The organism is Paraburkholderia caffeinilytica, from assembly GCF_003368325.1.
Taxonomy (GTDB): domain Bacteria; phylum Pseudomonadota; class Gammaproteobacteria; order Burkholderiales; family Burkholderiaceae; genus Paraburkholderia; species Paraburkholderia caffeinilytica.
Window position 1 is genome coordinate 3,038,894 of record NZ_CP031466.1, and the last position, 17,358, is coordinate 3,056,251.

14 protein-coding genes are annotated in these 17,358 nt (G+C 62.7%); 3 read left to right on the forward strand and 11 right to left on the reverse strand.

The features are described from left to right. Positions 1-84 precede the first annotated feature (84 nt). The 5 genes from rpoD to DSC91_RS13455 all read right to left on the reverse strand — a co-directional run bounded on the left by rpoD (position 85) and on the right by DSC91_RS13455 (position 6,706). Entirely contained in the window at positions 85-2,475 is a 2,391-nt protein-coding gene (rpoD, locus tag DSC91_RS13435; RefSeq protein WP_115778893.1) for an RNA polymerase sigma factor RpoD, read from the reverse strand. 93 nt (positions 2,476-2,568) lie between these two features. Further along, positions 2,569-4,434, reverse strand: a complete 1,866-nt coding sequence (gene dnaG / locus DSC91_RS13440) for a DNA primase (RefSeq protein WP_115778895.1) — start codon at positions 4,432-4,434, stop codon at positions 2,569-2,571. A 78-nt stretch (positions 4,435-4,512) separates the two neighbouring features. Then, positions 4,513-4,959: a GatB/YqeY domain-containing protein gene (locus DSC91_RS13445; protein WP_115778897.1), complete on the reverse strand. Its 447-nt coding sequence runs from the start codon at positions 4,957-4,959 to the stop codon at positions 4,513-4,515. Positions 4,960-5,207: 248 nt separating this feature from the next. Then, positions 5,208-5,420, reverse strand: a complete 213-nt coding sequence (rpsU, locus tag DSC91_RS13450) for a 30S ribosomal protein S21 (RefSeq protein ID WP_115778899.1) — start codon at positions 5,418-5,420, stop codon at positions 5,208-5,210. Positions 5,421-5,488: 68 nt separating this feature from the next. Beyond that, positions 5,489-6,706, reverse strand: a complete 1,218-nt coding sequence (locus tag DSC91_RS13455) for a BaiN/RdsA family NAD(P)/FAD-dependent oxidoreductase (RefSeq protein WP_115778902.1) — start codon at positions 6,704-6,706, stop codon at positions 5,489-5,491. 121 nt (positions 6,707-6,827) lie between these two features. Here DSC91_RS13455 and tsaD point away from each other — a divergent pair, with 121 nt between their 5' ends. Further along, positions 6,828-7,856 (forward strand): tRNA (adenosine(37)-N6)-threonylcarbamoyltransferase complex transferase subunit TsaD, encoded by a 1,029-nt coding sequence (gene tsaD, locus DSC91_RS13460; RefSeq protein WP_115778904.1) that lies wholly within the window; start codon positions 6,828-6,830, stop codon positions 7,854-7,856. 125 nt (positions 7,857-7,981) lie between these two features. Here the strand turns inward: tsaD and folE2 are convergent, their stop codons facing one another. The 4 genes from folE2 to DSC91_RS13480 all read right to left on the reverse strand — a co-directional run bounded on the left by folE2 (position 7,982) and on the right by DSC91_RS13480 (position 12,335). Next, complete coding sequence (gene folE2, locus DSC91_RS13465) at positions 7,982-8,788, reverse strand: GTP cyclohydrolase FolE2 (RefSeq protein WP_115778905.1); 807 nt, start codon at positions 8,786-8,788, stop codon at positions 7,982-7,984. A gap of 367 nt (positions 8,789-9,155) precedes the next feature. After that, positions 9,156-11,063 carry a 1-deoxy-D-xylulose-5-phosphate synthase gene (gene dxs / locus DSC91_RS13470; protein WP_115778907.1) on the reverse strand — a complete coding sequence of 636 codons (1,908 nt, stop codon included), beginning with the start codon at positions 11,061-11,063 and terminating at the stop codon, positions 9,156-9,158. An 85-nt stretch (positions 11,064-11,148) separates the two neighbouring features. After that, entirely contained in the window at positions 11,149-12,030 is an 882-nt protein-coding gene (locus tag DSC91_RS13475; RefSeq protein WP_115778909.1) for a polyprenyl synthetase family protein, read from the reverse strand. Then, positions 12,027-12,335, reverse strand: a complete 309-nt coding sequence (locus DSC91_RS13480) for an exodeoxyribonuclease VII small subunit (RefSeq protein WP_115778911.1) — start codon at positions 12,333-12,335, stop codon at positions 12,027-12,029. Before DSC91_RS13480 ends, DSC91_RS13475 begins: the two co-directional genes overlap by 4 nt. A gap of 286 nt (positions 12,336-12,621) precedes the next feature. Here DSC91_RS13480 and DSC91_RS13485 point away from each other — a divergent pair, with 286 nt between their 5' ends. Together DSC91_RS13485 and DSC91_RS13490 are read left to right on the forward strand one after the other, a co-directional pair. Beyond that, positions 12,622-13,728: an aromatic ring-hydroxylating oxygenase subunit alpha gene (locus DSC91_RS13485; protein WP_115778914.1), complete on the forward strand. Its 1,107-nt coding sequence runs from the start codon at positions 12,622-12,624 to the stop codon at positions 13,726-13,728. Positions 13,729-13,992: 264 nt separating this feature from the next. After that, a complete protein-coding gene (locus tag DSC91_RS13490) occupies positions 13,993-14,862 on the forward strand; it encodes a sulfurtransferase (protein ID WP_115778916.1) in 870 nt (289 codons plus the stop codon). A 159-nt stretch (positions 14,863-15,021) separates the two neighbouring features. Here the strand turns inward: DSC91_RS13490 and DSC91_RS13495 are convergent, their stop codons facing one another. Beyond that, the gene (locus DSC91_RS13495) at positions 15,022-15,894 is read right to left on the reverse strand and encodes a dienelactone hydrolase family protein (protein ID WP_115778918.1); all 873 of its coding nucleotides are present in this window, start codon (positions 15,892-15,894) and stop codon (positions 15,022-15,024) included. 89 nt (positions 15,895-15,983) lie between these two features. After that, complete coding sequence (locus DSC91_RS13500; protein ID WP_115778920.1) at positions 15,984-17,333, reverse strand: NAD(P)/FAD-dependent oxidoreductase; 1,350 nt, start codon at positions 17,331-17,333, stop codon at positions 15,984-15,986. Positions 17,334-17,358: the final 25 nt, after the last annotated feature.

Here is a 17,358-nt window from a genome sequence, read left to right on the forward strand (position 1 = left end):
GCCTCCGCAACCGTTTCGCTTCAGCAAAACGACCGGGAGGCCCCTTCAAACCACGACTTCATTTCTCACGACCGCCTACCTCGATCAATTCCCTTCGAGGAACGACTTCAGCTTGTCAGAACGGCTAGGGTGACGCAGTTTACGCAGCGCCTTGGCCTCGATCTGACGGATCCGTTCACGCGTCACGTCGAACTGCTTACCGACTTCCTCGAGCGTGTGATCGGTGCTCATCTCGATGCCGAAACGCATGCGCAGCACCTTCGCCTCGCGCGGCGTCAACGAGTCGAGCACGTCCTTCACGACATCGCGCATGCTGGCATGCAGTGCGGCGTCGGCCGGCGCAACCGTATTCGTATCTTCGATGAAGTCGCCCAGATGCGAATCGTCGTCGTCACCGATAGGCGTTTCCATCGAGATCGGCTCTTTCGCGATCTTCATGATCTTGCGGATCTTGTCTTCTGGCATCTCCATCTTCTCGGCCAGCGTTGCCGGATCCGGCTCGAGACCGGTTTCCTGCAAAATCTGACGCGAGATGCGGTTCATCTTGTTGATCGTTTCGATCATGTGAACCGGAATCCGGATCGTACGCGCCTGGTCCGCGATCGAACGCGTAATGGCCTGACGGATCCACCACGTTGCATACGTAGAGAACTTGTAGCCGCGACGATATTCGAACTTGTCCACCGCCTTCATCAGGCCGATGTTGCCTTCCTGAATCAGGTCGAGGAACTGGAGACCACGATTCGTGTACTTCTTCGCGATCGAGATCACGAGACGCAGGTTCGCCTCGGTCATTTCGCGCTTCGCCTGACGCGCCTTCAGCTCGCCGGCCGCCATCTGACGGTTGGTTTCCTTCAGGTCCTTCAGCGGCAGCACGACGCGCGCCTGCAAGTCGAGCAGACGTTGCTGCTGTTCGCGAATGGCCGGAATGTTACGCGTGAGGATCGCGCTATACGCGTGCCCTTCGCCGACGATCTTGTCGGCCCATTCGAGATCCGTTTCGCTGCCAGGGAAACGCGCGATGAATTCCGCACGCGGCATGCCGCACTTGTCGACCACCGTATGCAGAATCTGACGCTCGACCTGACGCACTTCGTCCACTTGCGCACGCAGCGTGTCGCACAGACGCTCGACGGTACGCGCGGTGAAACGGATCGTCATCAGTTCGTTCTGGATCGTTTCCTGCGCCTTCAGATACGACTTGGACTTGTAGCCTTCCTTCTCGAACGCGCGACGCATCTTGTCGAACCATTCGCTGATCATCGCGAACTTCTCGAGGGATGCACGCTTGAGCGCTTCCATTTGCGCTGCGTTGGCCGTGGCTTGCGCGGCGCCGTCGTCTTCTTCCTCGTCGTCCGCTTCCTCTTCCTCGTCTTCCTCGTCTTCGCTTTCGATCGCTTCCGCTTCCTGCGCCGAGAAGCCGTCCGCGTCTTCCGCGTTGGCGTCGATCAGGCCGTCGACCAGTTCGTCGATGCGAATTTCCTCGTTGGCGACGCGCTCAGCCATTGCCAGAATGTCGGCGATCGTGGTCGGGCACGCGGAGATGGCCATCACCATATGCTTGAGGCCATCTTCGATCCGCTTCGCGATTTCGATTTCGCCTTCACGCGTGAGCAGTTCGACCGTACCCATTTCACGCATGTACATGCGGACCGGGTCGGTGGTGCGGCCGAATTCGGAGTCGACGGTGGAGAGCGCGACTTCCGCTTCCTCTTCGACTTCGTCGTCCGACGAAGCAGCGGGTGCGTTGTCGTTCAACAGCAGCGTTTCAGCATCCGGCGCCTGCTCGTACACAGCCACGCCCATGTCGTTGAACGTGCTGATGATGCCTTCGATCGCCTCGGTCTCGGTGAAGTTGTCCGGGAGGTGGTCGTTGATTTCCGCGTACGTGAGGAAGCCGCGCTCCTTGCCGAGCTTGATCAGCGCGCGCAGTTTGGAGCGGCGCTCTTCGAGCTCCTCGACGGTGCCCGGCTGCGACGACGCGAACGCGTCTTTCAGCAGCGCTTTTTCCTTCGCACGACGATCGCGAGCCTTGACCTTTTCCACCTTGCCGGTAGCGGCCGCAGGGGTTTCTTCGCTTTGGGTTGCGTCGTCATCGACGGGTGTTTCGTTCAGCTTTTTCGTCATGGAGTTCGTCGTACCGGCTGTAGTCTCGACTCGCGGCTGTTGGACAACAGCCGGTTGAACCGTGGATACTGGAATCTCGCGCTCTACCGCATCGTCCTGCGCGGCAGGCGCTTCCCTTGCGCTTCTGACACCCGGCCGTTTTGCAGCCGGTGGTGGTACAGCTTTCGCCGCCCTGACCGGCTCCGCTCGCGCAGCGGAAGTGGCCGAGGATTTCTTCCCGACAGCAGGTGTGACGCTTGCGGCAGACGTTTTTCTGGGGGAAGAAGCTAACTTGGCCTCAGTGACCTTTCTGGTCGGCTCGTTCGAGCCCGTGCCTGTTGCTTTTTTTCCGCCTGGTGTCTTTGCCATCGCAATCGCCTTTTCGCCTTTGCTAGGAAAACCATTGAAAAAACAAACCGCTAGAAACCTTTTATTATAGCACCGAGGTTTCTGCCAACCCGCTTACAGCCCGAGCTGGCGCTTCATCTCAGCCCGCTTCTGGTTCAGGCCCGTCAACTCAAGAAACTCCTCCGGCGTGTGCCGGGATTGCCGCGAAAGCTGCTCGAGACGATCACAGTAGGCGTCATATCGCATCTTCAGGATCGCCGCTTTCAGCTCCTCTCCGACGATCCGTTCCTGCTCGCGCCGCTCCTCGATGACGGTCGCATCCTCCGGGTCCTTCAGCAGCAAATCCCGGACGTTTTCATCATAGTCTAGAATTTTGCGAAAGATTTCCTCGAAAGTTGGGGCATTCGCGCCATTTCGCAATAGGTCGGACAGCAACTGGAACTCCGCCGAATCGCCCAGCGCGCGCGCATGCGTGGTCACTTCTTCGAATAGCTCGCCGTGCCGCGTCACGCTCAGAAGCGCCTGTTCGGCTTCCTCGTCGAGCACCGCCACCGTCCGCGGATACATCACCAGATTGCGCAGCGTTTTCTCTTCGATCCCAGTCACACTACGCCGGTCTTTGCGGGCCGGCGCCGAGCGGGCAGCCGCCGCGATCCGGGCATCGACTTCGCATAAAGCGGCCACTTCGTCGAACGGCACGTCGAGCCGGTCGGCGAACATATGCATGATCTGCGCGCGCAGTGCATTGGCCGGCAGTTGCTGCAGCAACGGTTTCGCGTCGAACAACGCGCGGGCCCGGCCTTCCGGCTGGTCCAGTTCCTTGCCGGTCAGTACCTCGTTGAGCATGAACTGCGACAGCGGCATGGCGCGCTCGACCTGCTCGGCGAACGCTTCCGTGCCGAATTCGCGCACATAGCTGTCCGGATCGTGCTCGGACGGCAGAAACAGGAACCGGATGGTCCGGTTGTCCGCCGCATGGGGCAGGCAGGCATCCAGCGCACGGCGCGCGGCGCGGCGCCCCGCAGAATCGCCGTCGAAGCTGAAGATGACCGTATCGGTCTGGCGCATCAGTTTCTGCACATGAATCGGCGTGCAGGCCGTGCCGAGCGTGGCCACCGCGTTCTGGAACCCCAATTGGGCCAGCGCGACCACGTCCATATAGCCTTCGACCACCAGCACGTAATGCTGTTCGCGAATCGCCAAACGTGCCTCGAACAGCCCATACAGCTCGCTGCCCTTGTTAAATAGAGGCGTTTCCGGCGAATTCAAATATTTGGGTTCGCCGCCATCCAGCACACGCCCGCCAAAGCCGATCACCTGCCCTTTCACATTGCGGATCGGGAACATGATCCGCTCGCGAAAGCGGTCGTACCGGCGATTCTGGCCCTGCGCATCCGACTTTTCGCTGACGATCACCAGACCCGACTCGACCAGTGAATCGTCCCGATAGTTGGGGAATGCGGGTTCAAGGTTCTGCCAGCCGTCCGGCGCATAGCCGAGGCCGAAACGGGCGGCGATCTCGCCGGTCAGGCCGCGCTTCTTCAGATACTGGATCGCGACCGGCGCGCTGCGCAGTTGCTTGCGGTAAAAATCGCATGCGGTCTGCATGACATCGGACAGCGCGGTGGTCACCGCCTTGGATGCGCCCGGCGAATATCCGCCGGAGCCGCCGCCATATCCCGGCGAAGGCTCGTTCGGCACGGTCAAGCCGACCGATTGCGCGAGTTCGTTGACCGCCTCCGGAAACGTCGACCCAACGTGCTCCATCAGGAAGCCGATCGCCGTACCGTGCGCGCCGCAGCCGAAGCAGTGGTAGAACTGCTTAGTCGGACTAACCGTAAACGAAGGGCTCTTCTCGTTGTGAAACGGGCACAGCCCCATGAAGTTCGCGCCGCCCTTTTTCAACTGCACATACCGGCCGACCACGTCGACGATATCGACGCGGTTGAGCAGATCCTGCAGGAATGACGGTGGAATCACGGTAAATGACGCTACCTAAAAAGCTCAAGGCTGCGCGCGCCGTCGAACAACGGCGCGCGCGGACCGGAAATACGGGAATTACTTCGCGAGCGCGGCTTTGACTTGCGCCGAGACAGCGGTCATGTCGGCGCGGCCGGCCAGCTTCGGCTTGAGCACGCCCATCACCTTGCCCATGTCCTGCGGGCCGGCAGCGCCAGTTTGCGCGACCGCAGCCTGAACTTCGGCAACAATCTCCGCTTCGGACATCTGCGCCGGCATATAGGCGGACAGAATGGCCAGCTCGGCTTTTTCCTTGTCGGCGAGATCCGTGCGGCCAGCAGCTTCGAACTGGCCGATCGAGTCTTTGCGCTGCTTGATCATCTTGTCGATGACCGCGGTGATCGCCGCGTCGTCAAGGGTGACGCGCTCGTCGACTTCACGTTGCTTGACCGCGGCCAGCAGCAGGCGGATCGTGCCGAGACGCTCGGTCTCACGCGCCCGCATGGCGGCTTTCATGTCGTCGTTGATCTGGTCCTTGAGGCTCATCACTCACCTGAATGCGTTGAAAATTTAAAAATCGGCCGCTTGCGGCACCAATGCGCCGTTCCAATACGCCACATCCAACACAAACACCCGCTTGGGACTGCTTCCTCAAGCGGGTTGGCGCAATTTTGCGTGGTGGATGCGACCCTGCCGGCTGGCCCGAAGGGCCGTGTTTTCCGCGATGGCACCTGCTGTGCCGTCACCGTTGAATGTCGCCGCTCCGTTCGACAGGAACCGCGGCAACGCCAGAATCAGTAGAACTTCTTTGGCAGCATCTGGCCACGCAGACGCTTGAAATGACGCTTAACCGCGGCCGCTTTCTTGCGCTTGCGCTCGGCCGTAGGCTTTTCGTAAAACTCGCGGGCGCGAAGTTCCGTCAGCAGCCCGTTTTTCTCCATCGTGCGCTTGAAGCGGCGCATGGCAACTTCAAACGGCTCGTTGTCTTTTACGTGGACGGTCGTCATTTTTCAATAACGGAACTTTGTAAAGGTTCAGGAGTATAGCAGAGCTTTCTCACAAAGCTAATGCGCCGTCAAGCCCCCAGAACGTACTCCGCGGCCGCCTGGCCGGCCGCCACGCCGGAGGCCCACGCCCATTGGAAATTGTAGCCGCCGAGCCAGCCGGTCACGTCGACCGCCTCGCCGATGAAGTACAAACCCGGCGCGCGGGCGCTCATCATCGTGGCCGACGACAGGTCGCGCGTGTCGATACCTCCACGCGTGACTTCGGCCTTGCGATAGCCTTCGGTCCCGTTTGGCGTGAGCGTCCAGCGCGTCAAAGCCTCACCGATGCGGCGCAGCGCCTTGTCCGGCAGATCGGCCACACGCGCTTCGGCGGGAATCTGGTGGGTTTCCAGCCAGACGTGGGCGAGCCGTTGCGGCACCCATTCCGAAAGCAGATTGGCGATCTGGCGCTTCGTGCCGGTTTTCGCTTCCAGCAATGCGGCCGCGGCGTTCTGCTCGGGCAGCAGATTGATGTGAATCGGCTCGCCGGGCTGCCAGTAGCTCGAAATCTGCAGAACCCCAGGACCCGACAGGCCGCGGTGCGTGAGCAGCAGGTCCTCGTTGAACTCGGCGCCGGTCTTTTTGCTGCCGGTCGCCAGTTGTACTTCGAGCGACACGCCGGAGAGCGCCGAGAACGGCTCCCAGTCGGCCGGGGCAAAGGTCAGCGGAACCAGCGCGGGGCGCGTGTCGATCAGTTTGTGGCCGAATTGCTTGGCGAGACGGTAGGCGAAATCGGTGGCGCCGATCTTGGGAATCGACAGCCCGCCGGTCGCCACGACGAGTGCGCGCGCCGTGATCGGACCCGAGTGGGTGTCCAGCGTGAACCGTCCTTCGGCGTCATGCCGGACCTGCTCGACTGCCAGCGGCGTACGCCACGCGACGCGGCCCGCGTCGCATTCGTTCTTCAGTACGTTGATGACCGCGTCGCTCGACTGGTCGCAGAACAGCTGCCCCTTGTGTTTCTCGTGCCACGTCACGTGATGGCGCTTGAGCAGCGCCATGAAATCACGCGGCGTATAGCGCGCCAGCGCCGAGCGGCAAAAATGAGGATTGGCCGACAGGTAATTGGCCGGTCCGGCGTACAGATTCGTGAAATTGCACCGGCCGCCGCCGGAAATGCGGATTTTTTCAGCGAGGCGCTGCGAGTGGTCGATCAGCACCACGCGACGGCCGAGTTGCCCGGCCACGGCCGCGCACATCATGCCGGCCGCGCCTGCGCCGATCACTGCGATATCGAAGGATTCCATGGGGCCGCATTGTACCTGCGCGTCTGCGGCCCCCTGCCCGCGCTGCTATACTTTCAGGCTTGCCTTTTCAATTTTGGGCGCCCGGGTGTCTTCACTCGCTCGCCTGTTCAAGCGACCCATCATGCTCGTTCTCGGCATCGAAAGCTCCTGCGACGAAACCGGTCTCGCGCTCTACGACACAGAGCGCGGCCTGCTCGCGCACGCGCTGCATTCGCAAATTGCGATGCACCGGGAATACGGCGGCGTGGTGCCGGAGTTGGCGTCGCGAGACCATATCCGGCGCGCGCTGCCGCTGCTCGAAGAGGTGATGGAGCGCGCCGGCGCACTGCGCAGCGACATCGACGCGATCGCCTATACGCAGGGCCCGGGCCTCGCGGGTGCGCTGCTGGTCGGCGCGAGCGTCGCCAATTCGCTGGCCATGGCGTGGGACAAGCCGACCATCGGCATCCACCATCTCGAAGGGCACTTGCTGTCGCCGCTGCTGGTGGACGAGCCGCCGCCGTTTCCGTTCGTCGCGCTGCTGGTGTCAGGCGGTCATACGCAGTTGATGCGCGTAACGGACGTGGGCGTCTATGAGACGCTCGGCGAAACACTGGACGACGCCGCCGGCGAGGCCTTCGACAAAACCGCCAAGCTGCTGGGCCTCGGTTATCCGGGCGGGCCGGAAGTGTCGCGGATGGCGGAATTCGGCACGCCCGGCGCCGTGGTCCTGCCGCGTCCGATGCTGCATTCCGGCGACCTGGATTTCAGCTTCAGCGGGTTGAAGACCGCTGTCCTCACGCACGCAAAGAAGCTCGGCGGCGCGAATATCTGCGAGCAGGCGAAAGCGGATCTGGCGCGCGGTTTCGTCGACGCAGCCGTGGAGGTGCTGGCGGCGAAATCGCTGGCGGCGCTCAAACGGACCAAACTCAATCGACTGGTGGTGGCAGGCGGCGTCGGCGCGAACAGGCAACTGCGCGAAGCGCTTTCCGCTGCGGCGAAGAAACGCAATTTCTTTGTGCACTACCCGGATTTGTCGCTGTGTACGGACAACGGCGCGATGATCGCGTTGGCCGGCGCATTGCGATTGCAACGCTGGCCCGATCAGTCGGGCAAAGACTACGCGTTCACCGTGAAGCCGCGCTGGGACCTGACTTCACTCGCACGCTGAGCTCGCAACGGGTCCGCATCGCCCGTCGCATGCCACATGCCGCGCGATACAACGGCAACGCCATAGAAAAAGCCGCTTCGAAAGCGGCTTTTTCTATCTGCAGCAGGCAAGAAGCTAAAGCGTAATCACGCCACCCGCTTATCCCGTTCAATCACGGCATAAGCGCTGTGATTGTGAATGGATTCGAAGTTTTCAGCCTCAAGCACATAGGCGACGACACGCTCGTCCGCGTTCAGACGTTGCGCGACGTCGCGCACCAGGTCTTCCACGAACTTCGGATTCTCGTAAGCGCGCTCGGTGACGAACTTCTCGTCCGGACGCTTGAGCAGGCCCCACAGTTCGCACGAGGCTTCTTCTTCGGCGATGCGAACCAGCTCTTCCACCGCCACGTCGCCCACCAGCTCAGCATTGATCGTGACGTGCGAACGCTGGTTGTGCGCACCGTACTGCGAAATCTTCTTCGAGCAGGGGCACAGGCTCGTGACCGGCACCAGCACCTTCAGGAACAGACGCGTCGCGCCGTTGCGCGTCTCGCCCGTCAACGTCACTTCGTAATCGAGCAGACTTTGCACGCCCGACACCGGCGCGGTCTTATTCATGAAGTAGGGGAACGACACTTCGATGCGACCCGCCTCGGCCTCGAGCTTTTCGAGCATCGCGGCGAGCATGGTGCGGAACGTGGCCGCCTCGAGCGGGGCCTTGTTCTCTTCAAGCAGCGCGACGAAGCGCGACATGTGCGTGCCCTTCTGATCGGCGGGCAGATGCACGTCGAGATTCCACGTGCCCACGGAGGGCTGCACTTCGCCGCCTTGCGTGCGCACCGTCAACGGATGGCGCACTGCCTTGACGCCGACTCGTTGAATCGGAATCTGACGCGTATCGGGCGTGCTCTGCACGTCGGGCATCACAAAGGCGGGATTCATCTGGTTCATATTCTTGTCCTTTCAAGAAACGCCGGGCCGTCCCACGTCTTCCGCTCCGCGGGACATCCCCGTCCCGAAGAAAGTCCCCTTCAGGGATTGGAGGATGCCCCATCGAGGGTGTCGCAAAGCGACACGTTTGAGGGCGCTCGGCAGCCGAGCGAATCAGGTCGCGCAACGGCGAACGCCGGCCCCTGCCGGCGTTGGATGATGGACCCGAAGGTCCATCGACTCAAGTTGGAGATTGCTATGGCCGCCATAGCCGCGGCGTAGCGCACGGCAGTGCGGCTGAACGACTGAGTCAATCCACGCAGCCAAGTGAAGCAGCTAAGTTACGTCACTAAGTGACGCAACTTAGTGACGCAATTGAGCGATGCAATCAAGCGACCCGCTTCACCGACGATTGACCCGCGACCGCGCCGCTGGAAAGAAAGCGTTCGCGAATCGACTTGGCGATGCCCGCTGCGTCCAGACCGCAGGCGGCGAGCAACTTGGCCGGATCCCCATGATCGATGAAGCGATCCGGAAGACCCAATTGCAGTACGGGCCGCACCACCCCGTTCTCAAGCAGGGCTTCGACGCACGCCGACCCCGCGCCGCCCATCACGCAGCCTTCTTCCACCGTGACGATGGCGTCGTGCGTTTCGGCCAGTTGACGGACCAGCTCGGCATCTAGCGGCTTCACGAAGCGCATGTTCGCCACCGTGGCGTCCAGTTGTTCTGCCGCCGCCAAAGACGGCGCAACCATCGTTCCGAATGCCAGAATTGCAATCCGCTTGCCGGCCGGCTGCGACGTTTCGCGACGGATCTCGCCCTTGCCCAACGGCAGCGCCGTCATTTGCTTGACCGTTGCCACGCCCGTGCCGGCGCCGCGCGGATAGCGCACCGCCGTCGGGTTCGGCTGCTGCAATGCCGTGTACAGCATCTGGCGGCATTCGTTTTCGTCCGATGGCGCCATCACCGTCATGTTCGGGATGCAGCGCATGAACGCCAGATCGTAAGCGCCCGCGTGCGTGGCGCCGTCCGCGCCGACCAGGCCTGCGCGGTCGATGGCGAACACCACCGGCAGATTTTGCAGCGCGACGTCGTGAATCAGCTGGTCATAAGCCCGTTGCAGGAAGGTCGAGTAGATCGCGACCACCGGTTTCATGCCGTCCGCGGCCAGGCCGCCGGCAAAGGTCACCGCGTGCTGTTCGGCGATGCCCACGTCGAAGTAACGATCCGGGAAGCGCTTCTCGAACTCGACCATACCCGAGCCTTCACGCATGGCCGGCGTAATGCCGATCACGCGCGCGTCCAGCTCGGCGGCGTCGCACAGCCATTCGCCGAACACCTGCGTGTACGTTTTCTTCGACGGCGTGGTGGCGGGCTTGATGCCTTCGGCCGGATTGAACTTGCCCGGGCCGTGGTACAGCACCGGGTCGGCTTCGGCCAGCTTGTAGCCCTGACCCTTCTTCGTCACGACGTGCAGGAATTGCGGACCGCGCAGTTCCTTGATGTTCTGCAGCGTCGGGATCAGCGAATCGAGGTCGTGACCGTCGATCGGGCCGATGTAGTTGAAACCGAACTCTTCGAACAGCGTGGCCGGCACGATCATGCCCTTCGCGTGCTCTTCGAGCTTGCGCGCCAGATCGAGCATGGGCGGCGCGACGCGCAGCACACGTTCGACGCCCGCACGCGCGGCGGCGTAGAAACGGCCCGACATCAGGCGCGCCAGATGGCGATTCAGCGCACCGACCGGCGGCGAAATCGACATGTCGTTGTCGTTCAGGATGACCAGCAACGGCACGTCGTCTTCAACGCCGGCGTTGTTCATCGCCTCGAAGGCCATGCCTGCCGTCATCGCGCCGTCACCGATCACGGCGATGCCCATGCGGTTGTCGCCCTGCAGCTTGCTGGCGACCGCCATGCCGAGCGCGGCCGAGATCGACGTGCTGGAGTGCGCGGTGCCGAAGGTGTCGTATTCCGACTCGTCGCGCTTCGGAAAGCCCGAGATGCCGCCAAGCTGACGCAGCGTGTGCATCTGCTCGCGGCGGCCCGTCAGAATCTTGTGCGGGTAGGTTTGATGGCCGACGTCCCACACGATCCGGTCGCGCGGCGTGTCAAACACGTAGTGCAGAGCAATGGTCAACTCGACCGTGCCGAGGTTGGACGAAAGATGGCCGCCCGTCTGCGATACGCTGTCGAGCACAAAAGCACGCAACTCGTCGGCAAGCGGTTGCAATTGGCGGCGATCGAGGCGGCGCAGGGCCGCCGGGTCGTCGATGGTTTTCAGCAAGTCGTACATCGTCGTTCCATTGTAGGAAAACTTACGCGCCCGCACTTCATACATGCACCCCGTAGCGAAGGTGCGCGGCGGCGGGCTTTCGCGTTCAGCTAACCCGGTTCACCACCAGGTCTGCCAATTCGGCAAGACGCTGCGCACGCGCGCCAAACGGCGCAATCGCAGCGTGGGCGTCGCTGCGCAGTTGCGCTGCGAGCGCGCGCGACGCATCTAGCCCAATAATCGACACGTAGGTCGGCTTGCCGTCCTTCGCGTCTTTACCTGCTGTCTTGCCAAGCGTCGCGGAATCGGTCGTGACGTCGAGAATGTCGTCGACAACCTGAAACGCGAGGCCAACGGCGGCCGCATACGCGTCGAGCGAACGCATGGCGTCCGCATTCGGCGTTTCGCCCGCCAGCGCGCCCATGCGCACCGCGGCACGCAGCAAGGCGCCGGTTTTCATCCGGTGCATGGTTTCCAGTTGCGGGCGCGTCAGCATATGGCCGACGCTCGCCAGGTCGATGGCCTGGCCGCCGCACATGCCGATCGAGCCGCTCGCCAAGGCCAGTTCACGCACCAGCGGGGCCTGCTGCGCCGGCGCCAGCACGTCCGACGTCAGCGCGACGAATGCCTGCGCCTGCAGCGCGTCGCCGACCAGCAGCGCCGTGGCTTCGTCATATTTGACGTGCACCGTGGGTTTGCCGCGACGCAGCGCGTCGTCGTCCATGCAAGGCATGTCGTCGTGCACGAGCGAATACACGTGGATCATTTCCAGCGCCGCCGCAGTCGCGTCCAGGCACTCGGCGCGCGCGCCGGTGAGTTCGCCGGCCGCGTGGCACAGCAGCGGGCGCACCCGCTTGCCGCCGCCCAGCACGGCGTAGCGCATGGCTTCGTGCAATTTGGCCGGCTCGGCCGCTTCCGTGGGCAGGTAGTGTTCTAGTGCCGATTCGACGCGCTCGAGTACCGAGCGCGTCCATTGTTCGAATGTCATAGGTCGTCCCCGCTTTCAGTAGCGGCTGTGCCTGCGCTATTCATAGGCAGCGGCTTCAGCGTCTCGCCATCGAGCACGCGCACCTGCTGCTCGACCTTCTCGAGCTGCTGCTGGCAAAACGCAACGAGGGCCGCACCGCGCCGGTAGGCGGTGAGCGACTCCTCGAGGCTGAGATTGCCGCTTTCCATGCGCGCAACCAACCCTTCCAGCTCGGCCTGGGCGGCCTCGTAGTTCTCGGGCAGCGGCGCGGTATCGACGCCTTCAGCAGACGCGGCAGCAGTATCTTTCGACGCGGTCTTCGCCATGAATAGTCGCAAAATTAAAACAAGTCGGACATTCTACGGCAAAAGCGACATTTCCGATCTCATCGCCAGGCCGCGCCCCGCCCTTGCCCTTCGCACCCGGCCCTCAGTCTCGCAGAAAAAAATCGATTGGTCTGCGGCGAAAACCTTGAACTTTCTTGACATTTTTTACCCAAATCAGGCACTTAAGCGCCCCAGAGAGGGGGAAACAGGTATAATCACGGGTTCCCTAAATCGAATCTTCGATGGTTGGGTTGTTCACTGCTTTCACGTCTTCACGGGAGTGGGAATGTCCAATCTGAGCAATGCATTGCAGTTGCGGTCTGTCCACAGCCAGCTGCCAGTCACGGCTTACTTTGACGAAGCGCTTCTAACGCGCGAAATCGACACCCTTTTCAAAAAAGGTCCTCGCTACATCGGCCACGATCTCATGGTGCCCGAAGCGGGAAATTATTTTGCTTTGCCCAGCGAGAGCGAAGGGCGCGTGCTCGTTCGTAACCAGCAATCGCAAGCCGAACTGCTGTCGAATGTGTGCCGCCACCGGCAAGCCATCATGCTCAACGGCCGCGGCCAGACGGAGAACATCGTCTGCCCCCTGCATCGCTGGACCTACGACCTGAACGGCCAGCTCCTCGGTGCGCCTCATTTTGCGGACAACCCCTGCCTGAATCTCGGTGCCACGCCGCTTCAGAACTGGCAAGGCCTGCTGTTCGAAGCGCAGGGGCGCGACGTCGCGCGGGATCTGGCACGCCTCGGCACCAAGCAGCACTTCGATTTTTCGGGCTTCATGTTCGATCACGTCGAAGTGCACGAGTGCAATTACAACTGGAAGACCTTTATCGAGGTCTATCTGGAGGACTACCACGTCGCGCCGTTCCATCCGGGCCTCGGCAGCTTCGTCAATTGCGACGACCTGACGTGGGAATTCGGCGAATGGTACAGCGTGCAAACGGTCGGCGTGCACAAGGATCTGGAGCAGCCGGGCAGCCCGACGTACCGTAAATGGCACGACGAAGTGCTGCGCTTCCGCGGCGGCAATCCGCCCGATTTCGGCGCGATCTGGATGGTGTACTACCCCGGCATCATGATCGAGTGGTATCCGCACGTGCTGGTCGTGTCGTGGTTGATTCCGCGTGGTCCGCAGAAAACCACCAACGTGGTGGAGTTCTATTACCCTGAGGAAATCGCGCTGTTCGAACGCGAATTCGTCGAAGCCGAGCGCGCCGCCTATATGGAAACGGCCCGCGAGGACGACGAAATCGCCGAGCGCATGGACGCAGGCCGCCGCGCGCTGATGGAACGCGGCGAATCGCAGGTCGGCCCGTATCAGAGCCCGATGGAAGACGGCATGCAGCACTTCCACGAGTTCTTGCGGCGCGAGCTCGGCGCGATCTGAGCCGCGCACGATCCGCGTGTGCTCCGCATGCATCGGGGTTTGAACCAATCCGTGCGCGAACCGCATCAAAACATGGAAGACGGGCTTCGGCCCGTCTTTTTTTGTTTAGACTATCAGTATCGTTCGGCCATTCGCCAACGGCGCCAAGCCGCTGGGCAGCAGCCGCAATCGTCCGCTTTGCAACCATCTGCATGGGACCGGGGTAAGCGCTATGGGATCGAAGTAAGCGCTAAAGCGCCAACTCCGGTCGATATAGGAGACGTCATGCCGCACACTCACTACACCACCCTCATCTCCGCGACCAACCTCGCGGAACGGCTGGCCGCCGCGCCAGGCAGCGTGTTCGTCATCGATTGCCGCTTCGATCTGGCCGACACCGGGGCGGGCGAGAAAGCCTACCTGGCCGGGCATTTGCCAGGCGCACATTATCTGAACCTCGATCGCGACCTGTCGGGGCCGAAGAATGGCCACAACGGCCGCCATCCGCTGCCGGATCGCGCGCGGCTGGTGGAGACGCTGGAGTCCCGGGGGCTCAAGCAGGGTCAGCAGGTGGTCGCTTATGACGCGCAAGACAGCATGTACGCCGCGCGCGCATGGTGGCTGCTGCGCTGGCTTGGTCACGACGCGGTTGCGCTGCTCGACGGTGGATTGCGCGCGTGGCAAGCCGCCGGCCACCCACTCACGCAAGACGCGCCGGCGCAGAACACGGGCGACTTCAAGGCAGGCGCGCCGCTTTCCGTCACCGTCGACGCGCAGACCGTCGAGCGCAATCTCGGCACGAAAGAACGCGTCGTGGTCGATGCGCGCGCGAACGATCGCTATCGCGGCGAGAACGAAATACTGGATCGCGTCGGCGGCCATATTCCTGGCGCGCTCAACCGGTTCTTCAAGGACAACCTCACCGCCGACGGCCGCTACAAACCGGCTCATACGCTACGCGAGGAATTCCACGCGTTGCTGGGCGACACCTCGCCAGAACACGTCGTGCTGCAATGCGGCTCGGGCGTGACGGCGTGCGTGAATGCGCTCGCCATGGAGGTCGCCGGCATGCATGGCGCGGCGCTGTACGCGGGATCGTGGAGCGAATGGAGTTCTGATCCGAAGCGGCCGGTTGCGACGGGTCCGAACCCCTAAGCGTCCCATCGAGCGGGAAAGCGGGACGAATAGCGAAAAGGCCGTGGCTGCTGTCCAGCGGCCACGGCCTTCTTCACTCTTCAAGCCGAGCGCATCGGCCCGCCTTTCTGGGGTGGGCCAACGAGGGTATCGAACGCGCCGGGCCAAGCCAGCGCGCCTTTATGCGACGCCATGCTGTTTGAACCACATCAACGCACGCCGCCAGCCATCCTCGGCATCGACCTTCCTGTAGCTCGGCCGGTAGTCCGCGAAAAAAGCATGGCCCGCGTCGTCGTACACGACGAATTGCGAGCCGCGCCCCGCCTGCGGTCCCTGCGCGATAGCCTGTTTCATCTGCTCGAGCGAGGCTTGGGGAATGCTCTGATCCTGCAAGCCATACAGCCCTAGCACCGGCGCATGCAGGTCAGCCGCGCGGTCGAGCGGGTTCGCCGGCGTCGTTGCAGTGTGATCGCCGTTGACCCGGCCGTACCATGCCGCTGCCGCCTTCAGCCGGGGATTGTGCTCGGCATACAACCACGCGATGCGTCCTCCCCAGCAGAAGCCATTCACGCCCAGCCGGTTCAGATCGCCGCCGTGCTCGCCCGCCCACGCGACGGTAGCGTCGAGATCGTCCAGCGCCTGCTCGTCCGGCACCTTGCTGAGAATCTGGTCGCTGATCTGCTGGATGGTCGGCAGCACTGCCGGATCGCCCTCGCGGACGAACAGATCCGGCGCGATCGCCAGATAACCGAGCTTGGCAAAGCGCCGGCACACGTCGGCAATATGCTCATGCACGCCGAACGCCTCATGGATCACGATGATCACCGGCAGATGCGTCTTGCCCTTCGGCTGTGCGCGATAGGCCGGCACGAGCGTATCGCCCGAACGCACGCCAATCTCGCCGGCTTCGAGACCGTCGCTATCGGTGTGGATGGTTTGCGCCGACACCGGCAGCACAGCCGCCGCGAAACCGGTGCCGAGCGCGGCTTTGATGAAGGTGCGTCGATTGAAGGGAACGTGCGGGACCAGGCTGTCGATGTCGGGTTTCAGCATGCGGCGCTCCTCGGAGAAAGTTGGAGGCAACAGGATACGCTTCACCGGCATCCTGTTGCAGATGCAACCTTCCTGAGCACCGTCAGTCTTCAGTGCAGCTTGACCCGCGGCAGCGTGGTGCGCCGCAGCCAGTGCGCGAACGTGTCGAGCACCATCCGCGCGTAACCGTGCAGCGCGGCGATATGCAAGCGGTACAGCGACATGTACATGAAGCGCGCGAACAGCCCTTCGATCAGCATATTGCCGCCGATTACACCGCCCATCAGATTGCCGACCGCGCTGAAGTGCCCGAGCGACACCAGCGAACCGAAGTCGCGATAGGTAAATTCAGGCAGCGGCTTGTTCTCGAGCCGGGCTGCAAGCGCCTTCATCAGGAAGCTCGCCTGCTGGTGGGCCGCTTGCGCACGCGGCGGCACATTGCGCTCGTTGCCCGGCCATGGGCAGGCCGCGCAATCGCCGAGCGCGAAGATGTTGTCGTCGATTTCAGTTTGCAGCGTGCGGCGCACGATGAGTTGCCCCAGACGGTTGACCGGCAGGCCGTCGAGTTCACTCAGGATGGCGGGCGCCTTGATACCCGCCGCCCATACCGTCAGATCGGCGCGCACGGTTTTGCCGCTGGCCGTGCGGATCATGCCGGGCGCGACCTCCGCCACGGTCTCACCGATCATCAGCTTCACGCCGAGCTTGGTGAGCAATTCTGCGGTGGCCGTCGACACGCGCTCCTGCAAGGCCGGCAAAATACGCGGCCCCGCCTCGATCAGCACGATGCCGACGTCGTGCCGCGGATCGAGCTTATGCAAACCGTACGCGGACAGCACCTGGGCTGTATTGCGCAGCTCGGCCGAGAGTTCCACGCCTGTCGCGCCGCCGCCGACGATCGCCACCTGGATGCGCGGTTCAGACGAAGGCGACGTGCCCGGGCCCGATTCGACCGGCTCATGCACCTGATGCTCCGCGCGCATACAGGCCGCGATCAGGCGCTTGCGGAAGCGCTCCGCCTGGCTGACTGTATCGAGCGCGAGAGAGAACTCCGACGCGCCTTTCACGCCGAAGAACGCCGTGGTGCTGCCGATCGCGACGATCAGCGTGTCGTATTCGAGTTCGCGTGTGGGCAGCAGTTCGGCGCCATCGTCGTCGAGCACCGGACCGAGCGTGAGACGTTTGTTCGTGCGGTCCAGACCGGTCAAATCGCCCTGCTGGAACTCAAAGCCGTGCCAGCGCGCCTGCGCCGCATATTCGAGTTCCTGGGTGAACGGGTCCATGCTGCCGGCTGCCACCTCATGCAACAGCGGCTTCCAGATATGGGTTGGATTGCGATCGACAAGCGTCACTTGCGCGTGCACACCGCCTTTGTTCTTGTGGGGTGCATAGCGGTCGCCCAGACGCGTCGCCAGTTCCAGTCCCCCCGCGCCCCCGCCAACGACGATAAAACGATGCATTGAACTCTCCGTATTTGCCGATGGG